Source organism: Streptomyces sp. NPDC003016, assembly GCF_053591455.1.
This window is the reverse complement of record NZ_JBSFTV010000024.1, coordinates 38,589-62,085: the sequence shown is the minus strand read 5'-3', so window position 1 is coordinate 62,085 and position 23,497 is coordinate 38,589. Positions and strand designations below refer to the sequence as shown.

Below are 23,497 nucleotides of genomic sequence, written 5' to 3'. Positions count from 1 at the left end.
TCCGAACCACGTACTAAGATCCCGACCGATAGTGATCTGCATCGGTTCCTGCGTGAGTCGTTGACCGGCGTCATCGGGACCGAAGCGGCTCCGGGCTCCGACGACGTGCACCTCGTGGAGCTGGGGTTGGACTCGATCAGCTGCGTCGTGTGGCTGGGCGAGGTCAACCGTTCCCTCGGGCTTTCTCTCACGATGGCCGATGTCTTCGGTCACCCCACGTTCGGCCAGTTGTCCGCCCTGATCGAGGGCGCCATGGGAGATCTGATGAGTGCCACGACCTCTGGGTCCTCGGCTGCCCCGAGCGGTTCCCTCTCCGTAGAGGACGGCATTGCCGTCCATGTACGCCGGAGTCTGGCGTCGGAGCTGGAACTGGACGAGTCGGCGATCGACGACGACACGCCGTTCGTGGAGCTGGGTCTGGACTCGATCACAGGCGTCACCTGGACGCGCAGGCTGAACACGCACTTCGGCCTGTCGCTCTCCGCCACCCAGGTCTACAGCCACCCCACGGTCGACGAGCTGGTGGGCCACCTCGTGGGTCTGCTCGGGGAGGCCGGCGCCCCGTCGTCCCCGGACGACACCCCTGCCGCCGGGCCGCCGGCGGCCGCCCTCTCCACCGCCCCGGACGCCCGGCCGGCGGCCGGGGAGGAGATCCGGCCGCAGACGGCCGAACCGGACTCCGCGGCAGGGCCGCAGACCCCTGCGGGGGCCGAGGCCGCGCTCGCCGCGTGGCTGCGGGCAAGTCTGGCCGGGGAACTGGAGCTGGCCGAGTCCGATCTCGACGACGACACGCCGTTCGTGGAGCTGGGTCTGGACTCGATCACGGGCGTCACCTGGACCCGGACCATCAACACCCGGCTGCGACTCTCGCTCTCCGCGACGACGGTCTACGGCCACCCGACCATCAGCGAGTTGGCCCGGCACCTGGCGGGAGAGCCGGGCGTGAAGCTTCCCGTACCCGAGCCGGAGCCGCACGCCGTACCCGTGCCGGCCCCGCAGCCCGTACCCGTGCCGGCCCCGCAGCCCGTACCCGTGCCGGCCCCGCAGCCCGCGCCCGTGCCGGCTGCGGTACCCGAGCCCGCCCCGGCGCCGCAGCCCGCACCCGAGCCCGTGGCGCCCGCCCGGCCGGCCGGGCGCGGCATCGAACTCGTCGACATCGCCGTCATCGGCATGTCCGGGGCGTTCCCCAAGGCGGACGATCTCGACGAGTTCTGGCAGAACATCCTCACGGGCCGCGACTGCGTCTCCGAGGTACCCCCCTCCCGGTGGGAGGTGGGCGAGTACTACGACGAGCGTCCCGGCACACCCGGCAAGTCGTACAGCAAGTGGATGGGTGTGCTGGAGAACGCCGACCACTTCGACCCGCTGTTCTTCAACATCTCGCCCGGCGAGGCGGAGTACATGGACCCGCAGCAGCGTGTCCTCCTCCAGGAGAGCTGGCGCTGCATAGAAGAGGCCGGTTACAACCCCGAGGCCCTTTCCGGCACGCAGTGCGGTGTCTTCGTCGGCTGCTCGGTGAACGGCTACGGCGGCAGGCTCGACGAGACCGAGCTGAGTGCCCACCAGAACCTCGGCACCAACAGCGCCGTCCTCGCCAGCCGCGTTTCCTACACGCTCAACCTCAAGGGCCCCTGCCTCTCCATCGACACCTCGTGCTCGTCGTCCCTGGTGGCGATCGCCAACGCCTGCGACAGCCTCTGCCTGGGCGACAGCGACACGGCGTTGGCGGGCGGTGTATGGGTCATACCCGGGCCGGGCGTGCATGTGGCGATGAGCCAGCTGCGGGCCCTGTCCCCGGACGGCCGCTGCTACGCGTTCGACGAGCGGGCCAACGGGTTCGTACCCGCGGAGGGAGTGGGCGTCCTGCTCCTCAAGCGGCTGGCCGACGCGCAGGCGGACGGCGACCGCGTCCACGCGGTCATCAAGGGCTGGGGCGTCAACCAGGACGGCAGGTCCAACGGCATCACCGCCCCCAGCGCGGAGGCACAGACCCAGCTCCAGCGGCGCGTGTACGACAGGTTCGGCATCGACCCCGCGGACATCGAACTCGTCGAGGCGCACGGCACCGGCACCGCCCTGGGCGACCCGGTGGAGATCGACGGCCTCGTGCGGAGCTTCGCGGCACACACCGACCGGCGCGGCCACTGCGCCCTGGGCTCGGTGAAGAGCAACATCGGGCACACCGCGTGCGCCGCCGGCGTGGCCGGCTCCATCAAGGCGATCCTCGCGCTGGAGCACGCGACACTGCCCCCGACCATCCAGCACGAGCGGCTCAACGGCCACATCGACCTGGACGGCACCCCGTTCTACGTGAACACCCGCGCGCGCTCCTGGCCGCGCGGGGACAGGCCCCGTCTGGCCGCGGTCAGTTCGTTCGGCTACAGCGGGACCAACGCACACCTCGTACTGGCGGAAGCGCCCACGGCCCCCGCAGCCCCCATGACCCCCGCGCGACGGCCGGAGGACGGCGCCCGTCTGATCGCCCTGTCCGCCCGTACCGCCGCGCAGCTCCGGGAGCAGGCGCGCCGGCTCGTCGCCCACATCGAAGGCCACCCCGGGGAGAGCCTGCGGGACCTCAGCGCCACGCTGCTCCAGGGCCGCAAGCACTTCCGCCACCGCCTGGCCTACGTGGCGAACACTCCGGGGCAGGCCGTCCGGACGCTGCGCACCTGGTTGGACTCCGGCAGCGCGCCGGCCGTCAGGACCGGTGAGAACAAGCCACAGCGCCCGCAGCGGAAGCCGGACGGGACGGCACTGGAGCAGACGGATCCGCGCCGCCTGGAATCGCTCGCGGAGCAGTACGCGCAGGGCGGGGCCGTCGCGTTCGAGCTGCTGTTCGCGGACGGGCACAGGCCGGGCAGGATCTCCCTGCCCACCTATCCGTTCACCAAGGACGCCTACTGGCTGCACCCGGCCCGCGACGTGTCGGGGGCCGCCCGGCGCGGCGCCGGATCCGGCGACGGCGCGGCCACGGCCGACCGGGCGCCCGCGCCGGACACGGCCGGCGGCGCCGTGCTGACGCTGGAGCCGCGCTGGGAGCCGCGAGCCGCTCCCTCCGGTGCGCCCGCGGTCCCGGACGGCCACGACGTGTGGCTGGTCGGCGCCGGTGTCACCGACTCCTCGGCGGTACGCGCCTTGTCCGCGCTGCTGCCCCGGGGCGCCGAGCTGCGGACGTTCGAACCGGCCGCCGATCGTCCGCTGGACGCCGAGTACCTGCGGTTGACGCAGACCCTGCTGAGCGGGATACGCACCCGCGTCGCCGGGCGCGGCGCCACCGGCGAGCGCCTCGTGCAGCTCGTCGTCCTCGGACACGGCTCCTCGGCCGCCCGGGTACCGGCCGGCGTGTCCGGCCTGCTGCGCACGGCCGCACTCGAACACCCCTGGCTGCGGACCCAGTGCGTCGAGTACCTCGACCGCTTCGATCACACCGACCCCACGTCCGCCGCCGCGCTCGCCGGAGCCGTCGACGCGGACGCCCGCGACCACGCCGAGCACGACATCCGCCACCACGACGGACGGCGGTACGTCCGCCGGCTGGCGGAACTCCTCCCGCACCCGCAAGCCGGGGACACCGCTGCCACCCCATGGCGCGAAGGCGGCGTCCACCTGGTCACCGGTGGACTCGGCGGGCTGGGCCGGATCGTCGCCGAAGAGCTGTCCCGGTCCCTCCACCGGGGCACGATCGTCCTGGTCGGCCGCTCCGAACCCGACACCGCCCGGCTGCGTGAGCTCGGTTCCGTCGGAACGCCGGGCGTCACGGTCGAGTACCGCAGGGCCGACGTCACCGACCGCCGGGCCGTCGACGCCCTCGTGGCCGATGTCGTGTCACGCCACGGCGCGATCCACGGGATCGTCCACTGCGCCGGAGTGCTCCACGACGGCTACCTCGCCACGGAGACGGACGAGCGACTGCGCGCCGTCCTCGCGCCCAAGACCTCGGGCCTGGTGAACCTGGACGAGGCCACCATGGACCAGCCGCTGGACCAGCTGATCGTCTTCTCGTCCACCGTGGCCGCGCTCGGCAACGCGGGGCAGGCGAACTACGCGGCGGCCAACGGCTTCATGGACGCCTATGTCGCGCACCGCGGCGAACTGGCCGCGCGGGGCGCCAGGTCCGGTCGCGCCCTGTCGATCGGCTGGCCGCTGTGGGCGGACGGCGGCATGCGCGTCGACGACGCGGTGCTGGCCCGGCTGCGCGACCTGGGTGTGACCCCGCTGGGCACCGGGGACGCGCTGCGGGCGCTGACGGCCGCTGTCGCGGACGGCCGCCGGCACACGCTCGTGCTCTGCGGCGACCGCGAGCTGCTGCTCACCCGCCTGTCGGCGCAGATCGGCGGGCTCACCGCTGCCGCTTCCGCCGTCCTCGCCCCTCCCTCGCCGGCCTCCGCTCCCGCCCAGGCCCCGGCTCCCTTGCCGGTGTCCCCGGCCCCCGCCGCCGACATGCTGCGTCCGTCGGTCCGTGAGATACAGGAGAGGTGGCAGCGCACCCTCGTCGCGGAGGTGTCGGCGCAGCTGAAGGTTCCGGCCGACGAGATCGACGTGGACGGCGAGTTCGGTGAGTACGGGTTCGACTCGATCAGCCTGACCGAGCTGGCGGGCCGGCTCGGCGACGGCTACGGACTGAGCCTGGCACCGACCGTGTTCTTCGAGCACACCACACCTGCCCGGCTCGCCGCGCACCTCGCCCGGAGCGGCCCCGGGTCCGCTCCGGGGGACGCCACCGGTGCGGCCGGCCGCACTTCCGGCACGCCTGACCCGCTGGAAACGGCCCGTCGGACACTGATCGCGGAGGTGTCGGCGCAGCTGAAGGTTGCGGCCGACGAGATCGACGTGGACGGCGAGTTCGGTGAGTACGGGTTCGACTCGATCAGCCTGACCGAGCTGGCGGGCCGGCTCGGCGACCGCTTCGGTGTGAGCCTGGCGCCCACCGTGTTCTTCGAGTACCGGACCGTCGACAGCGTCGCCGCTCATCTGGCCGCGACGTACGCCGACCGGATCGCGGCCGTGGACGCCGCGCCGGCCGACACCTCCGTACCCGAGCCGATCACCGCATCCATACCCCTACCCGGCCCTGCGGCCCTCTCCGCCTCCGAGCCGGCCACGGTCCCCGCCCCCGGGACGGCAGCACGGGACGCGGGCGCGGCGATGCCGATCGCCGTCATCGGCGTCAGCGGAAGCTTCCCGCAGGCCCCCGACCTCGCCGCGTTCTGGAACAACCTGCGCGACGGCAGGGACTGCATCACCGAGATACCCCAGGACCGTTGGGACTGGCGGGCCATGCACGACGACCCGGCCACACCGAACAGCAGGAAGCATGTGCGCTGGGGCGGCTTCCTCGACGGGGCGGACCGCTTCGACCCGCTCTTCTTCGGCATCTCGCCGCGCGAGGCCCTCGCCATGGACCCGCAGCAGCGGCTTCTGCTCACCCACGCCTGGCAGGCACTGGAGGACGCGGGGTACGCGCCGTCGAGCCTGGCGGGCAGCGACACCGCCGTCATCGTCGGCACCGCGCCCAGCGGCTACGGCAACCTGGTCCTCCAGGAGCGGCAGGGCGAGGACGGTTACGCGGCGACCGGGGTCTCCGGGTCCGTCGGCCCCAACCGGGTGAGCTATCTCCTCGATCTGCACGGCCCGAGCGAGCCGGTCGAGACCGCGTGCTCCAGTTCGCTGGTGGCCATCCACCGCGGCGTCGAGCTGCTGCGCAGCGGCCGGAGCGGCCTCGCCCTGGTCGGCGGCGTGAACACGATCGTCAGCCCGGACCTGCACATCGGGTACAGCCGCGCGGGCATGCTCTGCGAGGACGGCCGCTGCAAGACCTTCTCGGCGCAGGCCAACGGCTATGTGCGGGGCGAGGGCGTGGGCATCCTGGTCCTCAAGCCCCTGGACCGGGCGGAACGCGACGGCGACCGCGTCCTCGGCGTCATCCGCGGTACGGCCGTCAACCACGGCGGCCGGGCCCACTCGCTGACCGCGCCCAACCCCCACGCGCAGGCGGAGCTGCTCAAGGCCGCCTACCGCGAGGCGGACATCGACCCCCGTACCGTGACCTACATCGAGGCGCACGGCACCGGCACCGAGCTGGGCGACCCCGTCGAACTCAATGGACTCAAGAGCGCTTTCGAGGCGCTGTACGAGGAGACGGCGGGCAAGCCGGGCACGCTGCCCGGACCCGCCCCCTGCGGCCTCGGATCGGTCAAGAGCAACATCGGGCACCTCGAACTGGCCGCCGGTGTGGCCGGAGTCATCAAGGTGCTGCTCCAGATGCGCCACGCCACGCTGGTCGAGAGCCTGCACTGCGAGGAGCTCAACCCCTATCTGGACTTCGGGGGGAGCCCCTTCGAGGTCGTGCGCGAGCGCCGTCCCTGGGAGCGGCCCCGTGACGCCGACGGCAGGGACATCCCGCGCCGGGCCGGTGTCAGTTCCTTCGGATTCGGTGGCGTGAACGCCCATCTGGTACTGGAGGAGTACGCCCCTGCGTCGCGGAACGGGACCTCCCCGCCCTCCTGGGCGTCCACGGACCTCCCGGCCTCCCCGGCTCACCTGCTGTCCGCGAGTTCCCCGGCGCCGTCCGTGGACTCGCGCTCCGCCTCCCGTCCTGCCCTGGTCACCCTGTCGGCCCGCACCGGGCAGCAGCTGATCGAGCAGGCCCGGCGGCTGCGCGACCATCTGCGGGACCAGCCCTCCGGAGCCGTACAGCTGTCCGACCTCGCCTTCACGCTCCAGGTGGGGCGCGACGTGATGGAGGAGAGGCTCGCGGCCCTCGTCGCCTCCGTGGCGGAGCTGGAGCGCAGGCTCACCTCCTTCGTCGAGAGCCCGGACACCCACGACGGCTGGCACCGGGGCACGGTGCCCCGGCGCGCCTCCGCGACCACGGCGGCCCGGCCCGACGCCGGCCGACTCGCCGAGGCGGACCACTGGCTCACGGCCGGTCAGTACGACCACGCCCTCGCCCAGTGGGTGACGGGCCACCCCGTCGACTGGCAGCGGTGGTACGCGCAGGCCCCGTGGCCGAGGCGCACGGCCCTGCCGGCCTATCCGTTCGCGCAGGAGAGCTACTGGGCCGGGCGGGGCGCGCAGGGCGCGGCGACGCCGGCGGCCCCCTCGATCCCGTCCCCCCCGGTGCAGTACCCGTCGACGTCGCACCGTTCCGTGCCGGCCCACCCGATGCTGCATCGCCGCATACCGGCCGCCGACGGTGACAACGGCCCGGACGACACCGTCACGTCGGTGTACGGAACCGTCTTCGACGGCACCGAACCATTCCTGAGGGACCATCAGGTGCAGGGCGCCCCTGTCCTGCCCGGCGCCGCGCACCTCGAAATGGCGCGGGCGGCAGTCGTCCGCGCCCTGGGCGAAGGCGCCGCGGACCGCGTACGCCTCGGCGACATCGTGTGGCTGCGGCCCGCGGTCTGCCGCGGGAACCGACTGGACCTGCGGCTGAGCCTGCGGCCCCTGGCCGACGGCCCGGACGCGGCCGCATCCGGGTACGCGTACACCATCCACAGCGTCGACACCGACGGCACGCGCGTCCTGTGCAGCCAGGGCCGGGCGACCTCACCGGCCGCGCAGGCCGGCCGCCCGGCACTCCCGCTCGGCGAACTGCGCCGCGCATGCGCCGGATCCGCCTTCTCCTCGGCGGAGATCTACGACCTGTACGACCGGGTGGGCATGGGCTACGGCCTGGCGCAGCGTTCGCTGGCCGGGCTGACCGTGGGCGCCGATGCCGTCGGACGGCCCCAGGTGCTGGCCGAACTGCGTCTGCCGCAGTCCGCGGGGGAGGCGGGAGCGGCGTCCTACGGTCTCCATCCCAGCATCCTCGACGGAGCCCTCCAGGCCACCATCGGCCTGGAGCTCCTGGCCGACGGCGGAGACGGCCGCGACGGGCGCTCGGCCCGGCCCGCGCTGCCCTTCGCGCTCCAGGAGCTCGACGTGCTCGCCGCGACCCCGGCGACCGCGTACGCCTGGATCAGGTATCAGGGCGGGGCCCGCCCCGAGGACGCCTCGGCCAAGCTCGATGTCACGCTCGTCGACGAGCACGGGCGGGTGTGCGTGGAGCTCACCGGACTGAGCGCACGGGTGCTCCCCGGCGAACCGGCCCCCACTCCCGCGAGGGCCCCCGCCGGGCCGGCGTCCGCCCCTGCCGGGGCCCCCTCGGGCCAGGACGCGCCGGGCGGAGCGCCGCTCGCCGGCCGTGCCGTGCCCTACATGCGCCGCCAGCTCGCCACGGCGCTCCAGGTCGACGCCGAACGGCTGGACGTCGACACTCCGCTGGAGCACTACGGCATGGACTCCATGATGGCCATGGAGCTCACGCGCCACCTGGAGGACACCTTCGGACTGCTGCCCAAGACCCTGTTCTTCGAGGTGCGGACCATCCGCGCGCTGAGCGAGCACTTCGCCGAGGAGTACGCGGAACGGCTGCACACCGCGTTGGCCGCCGATGCCGATGCCGATGCCGATGCCGATGCCGGTTCCGATGCCGATGCGGGTTCCGGCACCGATGCGGGTTCCGGCACCGATACGGGGACGGCCACGCCCGCCGCAGCGCCGCTCGGCCAGGCCGTTGCGGCCGGCCCGGCGGGCCCGGCCGACGCCGTGACCGACATCGCGATCGTCGGGGTCAGCGGTCGGTATCCGCAGGCCGAGGACCTGGACCGGTTCTGGCAGAACCTCCGCTCCGGTCGTGACTGCATCACGGAGATCCCGGCGGACCGCTGGGACCACCGCGACTACGGTGACGCCGCCTGCAAGTGGGGTGGCTTCCTCGACGGCGTCGACCGGTTCGACCCCCTCTTCTTCAACATCTCGCCACGTGAGGCCGAGTACCTGGACCCCCAGGAGCGCCTGTTCCTCCAATGCGTCCACCACACGCTGGAGGACGCCGGATACACCGGTGAGCTCCTCGCCCGGCAGTCCGCCGAGCGCGGCGCAGAGGCGTCCGTCGTACAGGCGGGCAAGGTGGGCGTGTTCGTCGGCGTGATGTACGAGGAGTACCAGCTGCACGGAGCCCAGGCGCAGGCGCGCGGGCACCGGATCGCGCTCTCGGGCAGCCCGTCCTCGATCGCCAACCGGGTCTCGTACTTCTACGACTTCCACGGCCCGAGCATGGCCGTCGACACCATGTGCTCCTCCTCGCTGACCGCGATCCACCTCGCCTGTGAGGCGATCAAGAGCGGCCAGTGCGAAGCGGCGATCGCCGGCGGTGTCAACGTCAGTGTCCATCCGAACAAGTACCTGATGCTGAGCCAGGGCAAGTTCGCCGCGAGCGACGGCCGCTGCCGCAGCTTCGGCGAGGGCGGCGACGGCTACGTGCCCGGTGAGGGCGTGGGCGCCGTACTGCTCAAGCCGCTGGCCCGTGCCCTCGCCGACGGCGACCGGATCCACGGAGTCATCAAGGGCACCGCGCTCAACCACGGCGGCAGGACCCATGGCTTCTCGGTGCCCAGCCCCGCCGCCCAGGGTGATGTGATCGCCCGGGCGCTCGACAGGGCCGGGGTCGATCCGGCCTCGATGAGCTACCTCGAAGCGCACGGCACCGGCACCTCGCTGGGTGACCCGATCGAACTCGCCGGCCTGGCCAAGGCGTTCCGCCGTACCGGCGGCGGCGCGTTGCCCCCGCAGAGCTGCGCGATCGGCTCGGTCAAGTCCAACATCGGCCACTGCGAAAGCGCGGCCGGTGTCGCCGGTGTCACCAAGGTGCTGCTCCAGATGCGCCACGGCGAGCTGGTGCCGAGCCTGCACTCCAGCACGCTCAACCCGCACATCGACTTCGACGGGACGCCGTTCCGGGTCCAGCAGCGTCTGGAACCGTGGCACGGGCCGCGCGTCGCCGGAGTCTCCGGCTTCGGCGCGGGCGGCTCGAACGCCCATGTGATCATCGCCGAGTACCGGCCGGGAACGGGCGAGCAGACGCCGGCGCGCACAGCCGTGGCGTCCGGCCCCCGCACCGCCGTGATCCCGCTCTCGGCGGCGACCGATGAGCAGCTGGTGGAGCAGGCCCGGCGGCTTCGGGCCCGCGTCGCCGAACTGACCGACGACGACCTGGCGTCCCTCGCGTGGACGCTGCAGACCGGCCGCGTCGCCCTTGACGAACGGCTGGCCTTCACGGCCGGCTCGCTGGAGTCCGTCGAGCAACGGCTCGACGCGTTCCTCGCCGACCCCGCCGGGCCCGGCGACTGGGCCCGTGGCAGCGTACGACCCGGTCAGGACACCCGCACCGCCCTCGCACAGGGCGACGTGGACCCGGAGACCGAGAACGCACTCGACCGGTTGCCGCACCGGTGGGCCGGGGGAGAGGCCGTCGTGTGGGAGCGGCTGTACCCGGCGGGCGGGGCGCGGCCCCGGCGTATCGGCCTGCCCGGCTACCCCTTCGCCCGCGAGCGCCACTGGCTCGACACCCGCTCCGGCTCCGATGTGGCCGTCGCCTCGCGGATCGGCGCGGTCGGGACGCCCGTGCCGTCCGAGGCGGTCCTGCACCCGTTGCTGCACCGCAACGACTCAACGGCCTTCGCGCTGACCTTCCGTACCCGTTTCGACGGTTCGGAGCCCTTCCTGCGTGACCACCGGGTCGGTGACAGGTATGTGCTGCCGGCCGTGGCGCAACTGGAGATGGCCCGCGAGGCCGTCGCCCGCGCCTTCGAGCTGACCGAGCCCGGCCGCGTCCGGCTGCACGACATCGTGTGGCTGCGGCCCGTCGCCCTGGAGGGCGGCGAGCTGGTGCTGAACCTGCGGCTGCGGGTGCTGGAGGGAGACGAGAGCGAGTACGAACTGTATGTGACGGGCACCGGCGACGACGATCACGAGGAACTGGCCGGACGAGGCCGGGCGACCCTCCTCGAGGAGGTGCCCGGACGGTACGAGGTGTCCCTGGACGCCTTGCGGGCGCGGTGCGCGGGGGAACGGCTCGACGGTGTTCGGGTGTACGCGGACTTCGCCGGCAAGGGCCTGCACTACGGCCCGGCCTACCGGAGCATCGAGCGTCTCACGGTCGGTGACGGCGACGGCGGCTCGCAGGTCTTCGCCGACCTGCGCACGCCGGACGGTGTCCGGGCCGCGGCCGGGGGACTGTGCCTGCACCCGAGCATCCTGGACGGGGCGCTGCAGGCGGGTGTCGGGCTGGTCCGCCGCGGCGCCGCGGCGCCGGGCCCGGCGGCCGCGATGGTGCCGTTCGCCCTGGACAGCGTGCAGGTCCACGCGGCCACGCCCGAGCGGGCCCACGTGTGGCTCCGCTCCGGCGCGCGGACCTACGACATCGACGTGTACGACGAGCACGGCCGTATCTGCGTGGAGCTGCGCGGCCTTGCCCTGCGGGAACTGCCCGCGTCCGTCGGTCCCGTCGGTCCCGTCGGCTCCGTGGCGGAGACCGCGTCCGCGCCTGTGGCGACCGGGACCACGCTCCCGGTCTCGCCGGGCGCCGGGTCCGTATCCGAGTCCGGTTCGGGGTCCGGTCCGGGTTCCGGGGCCGGGCATCTGATGCTGTTGCGGCCGGTGTGGAAGCCGGAGAGGGCCGCCGTTCTCACGGCCGACGACGATGTCGACGAGCATCATGTCGTCCTCCTCGCCTTCGCGGCCGCAGAGGCGCGTGCGCTGACGGCGGCGCTGCCCGCCTCGGTGCACCACGAAGTCGTCGAACTCACCGACGACGACCCGCTGGACGGCCAGTACCTGGTCGCGACGCAGCGCGTGTTCGCCCGGGCACGCACTCTGCTGGAGCGCGGAGTGCGCGGTTCCGCGCTGCTCCAGGTCGTCCTCGTCGGAGTTCCCGGCGACGACGAGGACGAGCGCCGGGCCGTGTTCGGCGGGCTGAGCGGTCTGCTCAGGACCGTGACGCTGGAGAACCCCAAGCTGCGGACCGGGCTGATCGACTGCCTGGACACCGCCGTACCGGCCGTCGTCGCCGACCGGCTGCGCGCGGAGCCGGCCGGTGCAGGCAGTCCGGAGGTGCGCTACCGCGCCGGCCGGCGTCAGGTCAGGCGCCTGGAGGAAGTGGTTGCCGCGCCCCGCGCGGTGACGGAGTCCTCCTGGCGCGCGGACGGCGTCTACCTGATCACCGGCGGCACCGGCGCCCTGGGCCTGATCACCGCCGAGGAGATCGCCGCCTCGACCGGGGGCGCGACCGTGGTCCTCACCGGCCGGTCCGCGCTCACCGAGCACCAGCGGCACGCCGTCGACGCCCTGCGGGCGGCGGGACTGCGGGTGGACCACCAGCGGATGGACGTCGCCGACCGCGGCGCCGTCGAGCGTCTGCTCCAGCACGTCGCGCGCACCCACGGGCCGCTGACCGGCATCGTGCACAGCGCCGGCGTCCTGCGCGACGACTTCGTGATCAGGAAGACGCCTCAGGAGCTGGCGCGGGTCCTCGCGCCCAAGGTCGCGGGGCTGGTCCATCTCGACGAGCTGACCCGGGACCAGCCGCTGGAGGTCTTCCTCTGCTTCTCCTCCATGACCGGCGCCCTCGGCAATCCGGGGCAGGCCGACTACGCGGCCGCCAACGCCTTCATGGACGCCTACGCGACCCATCGCAACCGCCTCGCGGACGCCGGGCTGCGGCATGGCAGGACCCTGTCCGTCAACTGGCCGCTCTGGGCGGACGGCGGAATGCGGGTGGACGGGGTGACCGAGGAGCGGCTGCGCCGTATGGACCTCCTGCCGCTGGACACCGCGAGCGGGCTCCACGCGCTGCGGACCGGTCTGGCGGAGCTGGGCACCGGCCTGCGGGACGGCAGGCTCCTGGTCGTGGCCGGGCAGCGGGAAGCGCTGCTGCCGCGCCTGACCGGAGAGCGGGCGCAGGCCGGTACCCCGCAGGACCAGGCCCAACGCGAACGGGCGCCGCACGAGGAGGTTCCGCACGACCAGGCCCAGCGCGAACAGCCGCCGCACGACAAGGTTCTGCACGACAGGGCCGTGCGCCACCTCCGGCACGAGCTGGCGGCCTCCCTCAAGCTCGGTCCCGACCGCCTGGACGCGCACACGCCGCTGGAGCGCTACGGCATGGACTCCGTCGTGGCGATGAACCTGATCGCGCAGTTGGAGAAGACCTTCGGCACACTGCCGAAGACGCTCTTCTTCGAGGTGCAGACGGTCCGCGCGCTGGCGGAGTACTTCATCGCCCAGCACGAGGACGAGCTGCGTGCGCTGTTCGGCGAGACCGGCACCTCCCCCTCCCCCTCCCCCTCCCCCTCCACTTCCACGGGCACCGATGCCGGTTCGTCTGCCGGCATGGACGCAGGATCCGCGAGGCGGGAGCCGCAACCGCGGACGGCTCCCGCGGCCGCCCGGACGGCGGCTCCGTCACGGGTGAGGGATGAACTGCGCTCCCGCCCCGGCCACCCCCGGCACGACCACGAGGGCAGCGGCGGCACCGCAACCGGCGGCGACGACATCGCAATCGTCGGGATCAGCGGGCGCTATCCGGGCGCCCCGGACCCCGACGCCCTGTGGGCCCGGCTCCGCTCCGGCGACGACTGCGTCACGGAGGTCCCGGCCGACCGCTGGGACCACGAGGAGCTGTTCGACCCGGACCGGGACGCGCTCGGCAAGAGCTACTGCAAGTGGGGAGGGTTCCTCGAGGGGATCGACCAGTTCGATCCGCTCCTCTTCGGCATCTCGCCGAGGGAGGCCGAGACCATGGACCCGCAGCAGCGGCTCTTCCTGGAGACGGTCTGGGAGCTCCTGGAGCGGAGCGGGGTCACCCAGGAGACCATCGAGCGGCGCCATGACCGGCGCGTCGGCGTCTACGTCGGCTCGATGTACCAGATGTACCGGGCGGACGCCGAGGACGCCGTACGCTCGGCGCTGACCTCGACCGCGTCGTACAACCTCATAGCCAACCGGGTCTCGTACTTCTTCGGCCTCGAAGGACCGAGCCTGGCCGTGGACAGCATGTGCGCATCCTCGGCGACCGCGATCCACCTGGCCTGCGCCGATCTGCTGCGCGGCGACACCGAGCTGGCGATCGCCGGAGGCGTGAACCTGACGGTCCACCCGGACAAGTACGTCGCCCTGTCCCAGGGCGGGCTCCTGGGCAGCCATCCGGGCAGCCGCAGCTTCCGCGACGGGGACGGCTACCTGCCCGCCGAGGCGGTGGGCGCGGTGCTGCTCAAGCCGCTGGCAGCCGCGCGCAGGGACGGGGACACCGTCCATGCCGTCATCAAGGGCAGCGCCTCCCTGCACGGCGGCCGGGCCAACCGGTTCATGACGCCGAGCCACAGGACGCAGGTGAACGTGATGCGGCGGGCACTGGAGCGAGCGGGCAGCGATCCCGCCACGATCGGCTACGTGGAGGCGGCGGCCAACGGTTCGGCGCTCGGTGACGCCGTCGAGTTCAGCGCCCTGCGTGAGGTGTTCGGATCCGTCACGGAGCCCATCGCGCTCGGCTCGGTGAAGGCCAATCTCGGCCACCCCGAGGCGGCTTCCGGTATCGCCCAGCTCACCAAGGTCGTCATGCAGCTGCGCCATCGGGAACTGGCACCGCTGGTGTCCATCGGCACGCCCAACCCCGAACTGCGGCTGGAGGACGGCCCCCTCCGGCTGTGCGACGGCCTGAGCGACTGGCGGCCCCGCCAGGGGCGGGACGGTGCTCCCCGGCGCGCGCTCATCAACTCCGTCGGAGCGGGCGGCAGCCACGTCAGCATGGTCGTCGAGGAGGCCCCCGGGCCCGAAACCACCGACGGCCGCTCCGCGCCGGACGCAGGGGCCGACCCGTACGCGACGCGGCCGCAGCTGATCGTCCTCTCCGCGCACGATCCCGAGCGGCTGCGCGCCTCGGCGCGGATGCTGCACGACTTCGTCGGGAGCGACGACCCCGTCGACCTGGCGGACCTCGCCCACACCCTCCAGGCGGGGCGGGACGCGCTGGCGGAACGGCTCGCGTTCGTCGTGGAATCCCACGCGGAACTGCGCCGGACCCTGGAGGGTTTCCTGGAGTCCGAGCAGCCGCCCGCCCAACTGCACCTCGGCAACGCCGAGGACGGCGCGGGGCCCCTGGGCGACCTGCTCTCGGGCAGCCACGGCGAGGCGTTCGTCGTCGGCCTCTTCGCCGACGGCGACCTGGACCGGCTCGCCGCGCTGTGGGTGCGGGGCGGCCGGGTCACCTGGAGCGACCTGTACGAGGGACGGCGCCGCCGTCCGGTGGCGCTGTCGACGACCGCGTTCCGCCGCAAGCGCTACTGGGCCGGGTACACCGGCAGGCCGAAGCCGTCACCGGCACAGCCCACCCCGGTCACGAGCCGACCGGGCGCCCCCCAGCACCGGCCCGAATCCGAGCACCGCTCCGAGCCCCGGCCCGAGCCGGGGGCCGGAACGGTGCCGCGTCCCGGGGCCATCGCCCCGCCCGCCCCGCCCGCCCCGGCAGCCTCGGCCGCCGTCGGCACCGGCCGGGCGGAGGACCCCGGCGGCCCCGCCCCGGCCCGCAACCCCGGTGAGGACATCGGCCGCTACCTCGCGGACTACTTCACCGAGGCGCTGGGGCTGGACGCCGGTGAACTCCCCCTGGACAAGGACCTGCACGGCGTCGGCGTCGACTCGATCCTGTGGGCCCGCCTCCAGCGCGCGGTCCAGGCCGATCTCGGCCTGACCCTCACCACACGGGAGATCGTCGAGCTGGCCACCCTGGAGCGCATCACGGCGGTACTCACCGCCAAGCGCGCACCCGAGGCTGTCGCACCACCCACCCCCGACACGACCGACGACGGCATACGGGAGGCCAGGGCCAGGGCCCTGGAGGCGTTCCGGCAGGGCGACGTCGGACTCGAAGACCTGAAGGCACTCATGAAGGAAGCACCGGGCGCGTGAACGAGGACCAGATTCTGGCGGGCTTCAAGGCGGGCACCTACTCCGCCGAGGACGTGCTCGCCTTCTACGAGCGGCTTCAGGAAGCGTCCCGTACGGACGCCCCGGGCAGGTACCCCCTGTCCGAAGGACAGAAGGGGCTGTGGCTCCTCCACAAGCTGCGCCCGGACTCGGACGTGTACAACGTCCCGGTCTGCTTCCGCACCTCCGCGCCGTTCGACGTCGCGGTGTTCCAGGAGGCGTTCGAGCTGGTGGTCGGCCGCCACACCCCGCTGTCCAGCGTGGTCGTGGAGGACGAAGGCACCCCCTATCTGGTGCCGCGGGCCCCCGGTGACATCCGCTTCCGCCACCAGCCGGTGCCTTCCGGCCTCCCCGAAGAGGTCCTGCTCACGCTCGTGCGCGAGCAGGCCAAGGCACCGTTCGACCTGGCCCGGGACTCGCTGGCGCGTGCCTTCGTCTACTCGACGGGCTCGGCCGGCGCGCCCGACACCCTCGTCCTGCTCGTCTTCCACCACCTGGTGTTCGACGGCGCCTCCACCCCCGTCCTGCTGCGTGACCTCCTCCAGGCGTACGAAGCGCTGATCGAGGGCCGCACCCCGCAGGACACCTCCGGACGGCAGGACAACTACGACGCGTTCGTCCGCTGGGAGGCCGACCTCCTCGCCGGGCCGGAAGGCGCACGCCACCGCGCCTTCTGGCAGGACACCCTGGCGGGCCCCCTTCCCGTGCTGCGCCTCGGCATCGAGCGGGCGCCCGAGCCGGGCACCGCCGTCGTCGGAGAGACCGCCCGGCTCGCGCTCACGCCGGAGCTCGCCGCCGAGGTGCGCGACCTGTGCGCCGCCCGCGGCATGAAGCCCGCCGTCCTCTTCCTCGCCGTGTACGAACTGCTCCTGCACCGCTACAGCGGAGAGCGTGACCTGATCGTCGGCGTCCCCTCCATGGGCCGGCCGGGCGCCGCCTACGACGACTCGGTCGGCTACTTCGTCAACATGGTGCCCGTCCGGCACGGGGTGCGCGGCGACGAGCCGTTCACCGACTTCGTGCGGGAGCTGACGCTGGTCATGGCCGACGGCCTCGACCACGCCGCCTACCCGTTCCCCCGCATGGTGCAGGACCTGAGCCTGCGGACCGACCCCGACAACTCGCCGGTCTTCCAGGTCTCGTACGTCTTCCAGAACAAGCGCATGATGCACGTGACGGACGAGGTGCGCGGCCTCGGCCTCGCCCGGTCCCTCCGGTTCGTCGACCGCATTTCCCAGGAAGGCGAGTTCAAGCTCCACCTGGAGGTCTTCGAGAACGCGGCCGACGACTACACGCTGCACCTCAAGTACGACGCCCAGCGCTTCGACGCCGAGGCCGTCGAGCGCTTCCTCGACCACTACCGGCGCCTGCTGCGGTCACTGGTGGCCGAACCCGGGCAACTGCTCTCCGAGGCATCGCACCTGTCCGAGGAGGAACGTCATCAGCTGCTCGGCGAGTGGAACGACACCCGTCGTCCCTACTCCGACGACCGCAGCCTGCCCGACCTCCTCGACGCCGCCGTGGCCCGCCACGGCCACCGCACGGCCCTCGAACTGGGCGGGCGGACGCTGACGTACGAGGAGTTCGGCGCCCGGGTCGACGCCGTCGCCCGTGAGCTGCGGCACCGGGGCGTCACGGCGGACACCGTCGTCGGCGTCTGCATGGAACGCTCCTTCGAGATGGTGATCGGCCTGTGGGCGATCATGAAGGCGGGCGGCGCCTACCTGCCCCTCGAACCCGGCTACCCGGCCGAGCGCCTCCAGTACATGATCGAGGACTCCGGTGCCCGCATCGTGCTGGCCCAGGCCGGAACCGACACGTCCGTGCTGTCCGGCGCCGACCGGGTGGTCCGGCTCGACGCCGAGGGCCGGCTGACCGGCGATGGCTCCGACGCCGCCGCGACACCTGCCACCACCGCCGTCGGCCCCGGCCACCTGGCGTACGTCATCTACACCTCCGGCTCCACCGGCCGCCCCAAGGGCGTGATGGTCGAGCACCGGGCGGCCGTCAACCGCATGGAGTGGATGCAGAACGAGTACGCCCTCGGCACCGACGACGTCGTGCTCCAGAAGACGCCGTTCAGCTTCGACGTCTCCGTGTGGGAGTTCGTCTGGCCCCTCATCACGGGCGCCCGCCTGGTCCTCGCCGAGCCCGCGGGTCACAAGGACCCCGGCCACCTGATCTCCCTCATCCGCTCGGCCGGGGTCACGACCCTGCACTTCGTCCCGTCCATGCTGCGCCTGATGCTCGACCAGGACGACTGGGCCCGGTGCACCTCCGTCCGCCAGGTCTTCTGCAGCGGCGAGGCCCTGCCCCCGGAGCTGCCCGCACGGCACTACGCCGTGCACGGCGCACGGCTGCACAACCTCTACGGGCCGACCGAGGCGGCCATCGACGTCAGCCACTGGGCATGCCCGCCCTCCACGGAGCCGGCCGGCACCGTGCCGATCGGCCGGCCGATCCAGAACATCCAGCTCCATGTGCTCGACGACTTCGGCCGGCTGCAGGCCGTCGGCTGCGCGGGCGAACTGCACATCGCCGGTGCCGGCCTGGCCCGCGGCTATCTGAACAACCCCGCTCTGACGCGTGAACGGTTCGTCCCGAACCCGTACGCCGACGACCCCGACGCGCGCATGTACCGGACCGGCGACCTGGTCCGGCGGACGGCGGACGGCACCCTGGAGTACCTCGGCCGCCTCGACCACCAGGTCAAGCTGCGGGGCTTGCGCATCGAACCCGGTGAGATCGAGGAGCGCCTGGCGCGGCACCCGGCCGTCCGTGCCTGCGCCGTACTGGCCCGCGAGGACAGCCCCGGCGACCCGCGGCTGGTCGGATACGTGGTCCTGGACCGGGAGCTCACCGGCGACCTCCACGAGGAGCTCAGCCGGCACCTCGGCCGCACGCTGCCCGAGTACATGATCCCGAACGCCCTGGTCCGCCTGGAGCAGCTGCCCCTGACCGCGAACGGCAAGCTCGACCGCAAGGCGCTCCCGGCACCGGATTCGAGCGCGTACGGCGTCGCCGGCGAGCGCGTCGCCCCCGGCACCGACACCGAGCGGTCCCTGCTCGCGATCTGCGCCGGCCTGCTCGGCTTCGACGAGCAGCACATCGGTGTGAACGACAACTTCTTCGCACTGGGCGGGCACTCCCTGCTCATCCCCAAACTGACCGCCCGACTGGCCGACAGCGGATTCGACTGCGACCTCCAGAGCGTCTTCGGCGCCTCGACCTTCGCCGAGCTGGCGGCCACCATCGACTCCGCCGCGACCGCGGCCCAGGACGACCCGGCGACGGGCGAGGCGGCTGCCGAGCCGTTCACCGTCCCGCCGAACGGCATCCCGGCCGGCTGCACCCGGATCACGCCCGACATGCTCCCGCTCGTGTCACTGACCGAGGACGAACTGGCGACGGTCGTCGCCGCGGTGCCCGGCGGAGCCGCCAACCTCCAGGACGTCTATCCGCTGGCGGCGCTCCAGGAGGGGATGCTGTTCCACCACCTCAAGGAGAGCGGCCGGGACCCCTATGTGCTCTCCGGTGTGTTCTCCTTCGAGAGCCGGGCGCACCTGGACGGTTTCGTACGGGCCCTGCGGCAGGTCGTCGCACGGCACGACGCGCTGCGCACGGCGATCCTGACCCAGGGGCTGCCGCAGCCCCTGCAGGTCGTGGTCCGGCACGCCGACCTCGAACCGGAGGAGTTCGAGGTGCGCCCCGGCGCTGACATCCAGGAAGAGATCCGTGAGCTGCTGGCGCGGCCGCAGACGATACGGCTGGACCGCGCACCCCTCATCCGGCTCCGCGCCGCCCGCCACCCCGGCACCCCGGAGTGGTTCGTGGTACTCAACCTCCACCACGTCATCGACGACGCCACCTCGCTGGGCTTCCTGTTCCAGGAGCTGGTCGCGCACATGACGGGCAGGGAGGGCGACCTCGCGGAGCCGGTGCCGTACCGGAACTTCATCGCGCACGTCCGCCACCGTGCCCAGAGCCTGGACCCGGCGGGCTTCTTCCGCGCCCAGCTCGGCGACGTGACGGAACCGACGGCGATGTTCGGCCTGCACGACGTGCACGGCGACGGCCGCCGCGTACGGGACCTGCGCCGCCCGCTGGACAGCCGCCTCGGGCAGCGGATCAGGGACTGTGCCAAGGAGCTGCGGGTCAGCCCGGCGACCCTGTTCCACGCCGGCTGGGCGCTGGTCGTGTCGGCGTGCAGCGGACGCGACGACGTGGTCTTCGGCACGGTGATGTCCGGGCGCCTGCAGGGCCCCCGCGGGATCGAGCGCATGCTCGGAAACTTCATCAACACGCTCCCGGTGCGCGTCGGCCTCGACGGCACGAGCGTGCGCGACCTGGTGCGCACCGTCGACCAGGAGCTGCGGGAGCTGGTGCGCCACGAGCAGACCCCGCTGGCCGTCGCCCACGGCCACAGCGACGTGCCCCGCGAGACGCCCCTGTTCAACGCGATCCTGAACTACCGGCACCTGGAGCCCGGTGACCGCATCGACGACTCCGAGCTGGAGCGTGCGGGTGTCAGGTCGCTGGCCGGCGTGATCGAGCGCAGCAACTACCCGGTCGCCCTCTCGGTCGACGATCTGGGCCATTCCTTTTCGCTCGACGCCCAGATCGACCAGGCGCAGGACGCCGAACTGGTCATCGGCTACCTCGAAACCGCCATGACGAACCTGATCGACGCGCTCGCCGGGGACGAGTCGGCCGAGGGCCCGGCCCTGGAGCTGCCCGTGCTGAGCGCCGGGCTGCGCAGGCGCGTGCTGGTGGAGTGGAATTCTGTTCCGGGTGTTGTTTCCGGCGCGGTTTCTGGTTCTGGTTCTGGCGCGGTTTCTGGTTCTGGTGGGGTGGGGCGTTGTGTTCATGAGTGGTTCGAGGAGGTGGTGGGGCGGTCGCCCGGTGCGGTGGCGTTGGAGTGTGAGGGTCGGGTTGTTTCGTATGGGGAGTTGAACGAGCGGGCGAATCGTCTGGCGGGGTATTTGCGTGGGTTGGGTGTGGGGCCGGATGTTCTGGTGGCTCTGTGTCTGCCGCGTAGTGAGTGGGTTGTGGTGTGTGTTCTGGCGGTTTTGAAGGCGGGTGGTGCGTATGTGCCGTTGGATCCGTCGTCGCCGGTGGAGCGGGTGCGGTATCAGTTGGAGGACAGTGCGCCGTGTGTGGTGCTGACGGATGGTCCTTTGCCTGTGGGGCTGGGGGTTTTGTCGGTTCCGGTGGTGGATGTGCGGGGGGATGCGGGTCTGTGGGCGGGGTGTGATTCTTCTGATGTTGTGGTGCCGGGTGTGTCGTCGTCGTCTTTGGCGTATGTGATTTATACGTCGGGTTCGACGGGGGTGCCGAAGGGGGTGATGGTTGAGCATCGGAATGTGGTGCGGTTGTTCACTGCGACGGATGAGTGGTTCCGTTTCGGTGAGCGGGATGTGTGGACGTTGTTCCATTCGTTTGCGTTTGATTTTTCGGTGTGGGAGATGTGGGGCGCTCTGTTGCATGGGGGGCGTCTGGTGGTGGTTCCGCAGGCGGTGACGCGTAGTCCTGGTGAGTTCTATGCGTTGTTGTGTGCGTCGGGTGTGACGGTGCTGAATCAGACGCCGAGTGCGTTTCGGCAGTTGATCGCGGCGCAGGGTGAGGGGGCGGCGGCGCATCGGTTGCGTGTGGTGGTGTTCGGTGGTGAGGCGCTGGATGTGGCGTCGTTGCGGCCGTGGATGGGCCGTGCGGTCAATGGTGGTACCGAGTTGGTGAACATGTACGGGATCACTGAGACGACGGTGCATGTGACGTACCGGTTGTTGGGTGAGGGGGATGTGGAGCGGTCGGTGAGTCCGATCGGTCGGCGTATTCCTGATCTGCGGACGTATGTTCTGGATCGTTTCGGCCGGCCGGCTCCGGTCGGTGCTGTGGGTGAGCTGTATGTGGGTGGTGCGGGTGTTGCGCGGGGTTATCTGAATCGTCCGGGGTTGAGTGCGGAGCGTTTCCTGGATGATCCGTTCTGTGGTGTCGCGGGTGCGCGGATGTACCGGACGGGTGATCTGGCGCGTTGGTCTGCGGACGGCACGCTGGAGTATCTGGGCCGTAACGACGATCAGGTCAAGATCCGTGGGTTCCGTATCGAGCTCGGGGAGATCGAGACGAAACTCGCCGAACACCCCGCCGTCCAGGAAGCCCGCGTCGTGGTACGCGAATACGACGACCAGGACCGCCGCCTGGTCGCCTATGTGGTGCCGTCGGCCGAGCGGGCCCCCGCGGTCCGCGCGCTGCTGCGCATGGGCCGCACCGAGCCCGAAGCGCTCGCGCAGACCTGTGAACTGCCCAACGGCATGACGGTCTTCCAGCAGAACAGGAGCGAGACGGAATTCGTCTACGAGGAGATCTTCACCAACCTCGAATACCTGCGGAACGGGATCACCATCCGCAACGGTGACCGCATCTTCGACGTGGGTGCCAACATCGGCATGTTCACGCTCTTCGCCGGCAGCCGCTGCCCCGACGCGAAGATCTACGCCTTCGAACCGATCCCGCCCGTGTTCGATTCGCTGCGCCGCAACGTGGAACTCCACGGCCTCGACGCCAAGGTCTACGCATGCGGTCTCGCCGCGGAGACCAAGGAGGAGACCTTCACCTTCTACCGGCACAACACCGTCATCTCCTCCAGTGTGACCACCGCCGAGCAGGCGCACGAGATGGTCCGCTCCTACCTCCGCAACCAGGAGGAACTGGCCACGGACGGCGCGGGCGGCACTGACGGCGAGGGCGGCGGGACGGCCGGCGACGAGCTCGTCGACGAACTGGTCGACGCGCGGCTCGACAGCGAGCAGTTCACCTGCAGCCTCAGGACCCTCTCGGAGATCATCGAAGAGGAGGAGATCGACCGGATCGACCTCCTGAAGATCGACGTGGAGAACGCCGAGTACGAAGTGCTCAAGGGCATCCACTGGCGGGACTGGCCGAAGATCCGCCAGCTCGTGGTGGAGCTCCACGACGTCGACGGCCAGCTGGAGAAGGTCGTCACCCTGCTGAAGGCCCTCGGTTACGACGTCGTCTGCGAGCAGGACAACCACCTGCTGCGCAATACCACGCTCTACAACGTCTACGCGCGCCGGGCGGACGAGACGCCGCACGACGCCGGCACCGACGAGCCGTCCACGGCCGGCACCCGCTGGTCCGGCTCCGACGCGCTGCTCAGGGACGTCGGGAGCGCCCTGCGCGCGGCGCTGCCCGAGTACATGGTCCCCGCCGCCCACGTCCTGCTCGACGAACTGCCGCTCACGCAGAACGGCAAGCTGGACCACCGTGCCCTGCCCGCGCCGGAGAGCCTTCGCCGGAACGCGGAGCAACGGGTCGCCCCGCGCACCGAGTCCGAGCGGACCGTCGCCGCCGTCTGGGCCGACCTCCTGCGCACGGACGCCGGCGACCTCGGTGCCCACAGCGACTTCTTCCAGCTGGGAGGCAACTCGCTGCTGGTGACCCGGCTCGTCAACCGCCTGGCGCAGGCGACCGGTGCGGAGCTGCCCATCCAGGCCGTCTTCGACGGACCGACCCTCGCCGAGATGGCCGCCGAGCTGGAACGGCGTGCCCCCGTGGCGCCGGCCGAGGGGGCGCTCGACGTGGCCACGATCCTGGAGAGCATCGGCCTCATCGAGAACATGAGCGAAGAAGAGCTGGACGCGTTGGAAGGCCGGATCTAATGACCACG

2 protein-coding genes are annotated in these 23,497 nt (G+C 71.9%); both read left to right on the top strand.

Annotation, left to right across the window (positions count from 1 at the left end):
* The first annotated feature begins 60 nt into the window (after nucleotides 1-60).
* Complete coding sequence (locus ACWDZ4_RS21465) at nucleotides 61-15,792, top strand: SDR family NAD(P)-dependent oxidoreductase (protein WP_451510007.1); 15,732 nt, start codon at nucleotides 61-63, stop codon at nucleotides 15,790-15,792.
* Nucleotides 15,789-23,489, top strand: coding sequence for an amino acid adenylation domain-containing protein (locus ACWDZ4_RS21460; RefSeq protein WP_451510006.1), 7,701 nt, complete (start codon nucleotides 15,789-15,791; stop codon nucleotides 23,487-23,489). Before ACWDZ4_RS21465 ends, ACWDZ4_RS21460 begins: the two co-directional genes overlap by 4 nt.
* Nucleotides 23,490-23,497: the final 8 nt, after the last annotated feature.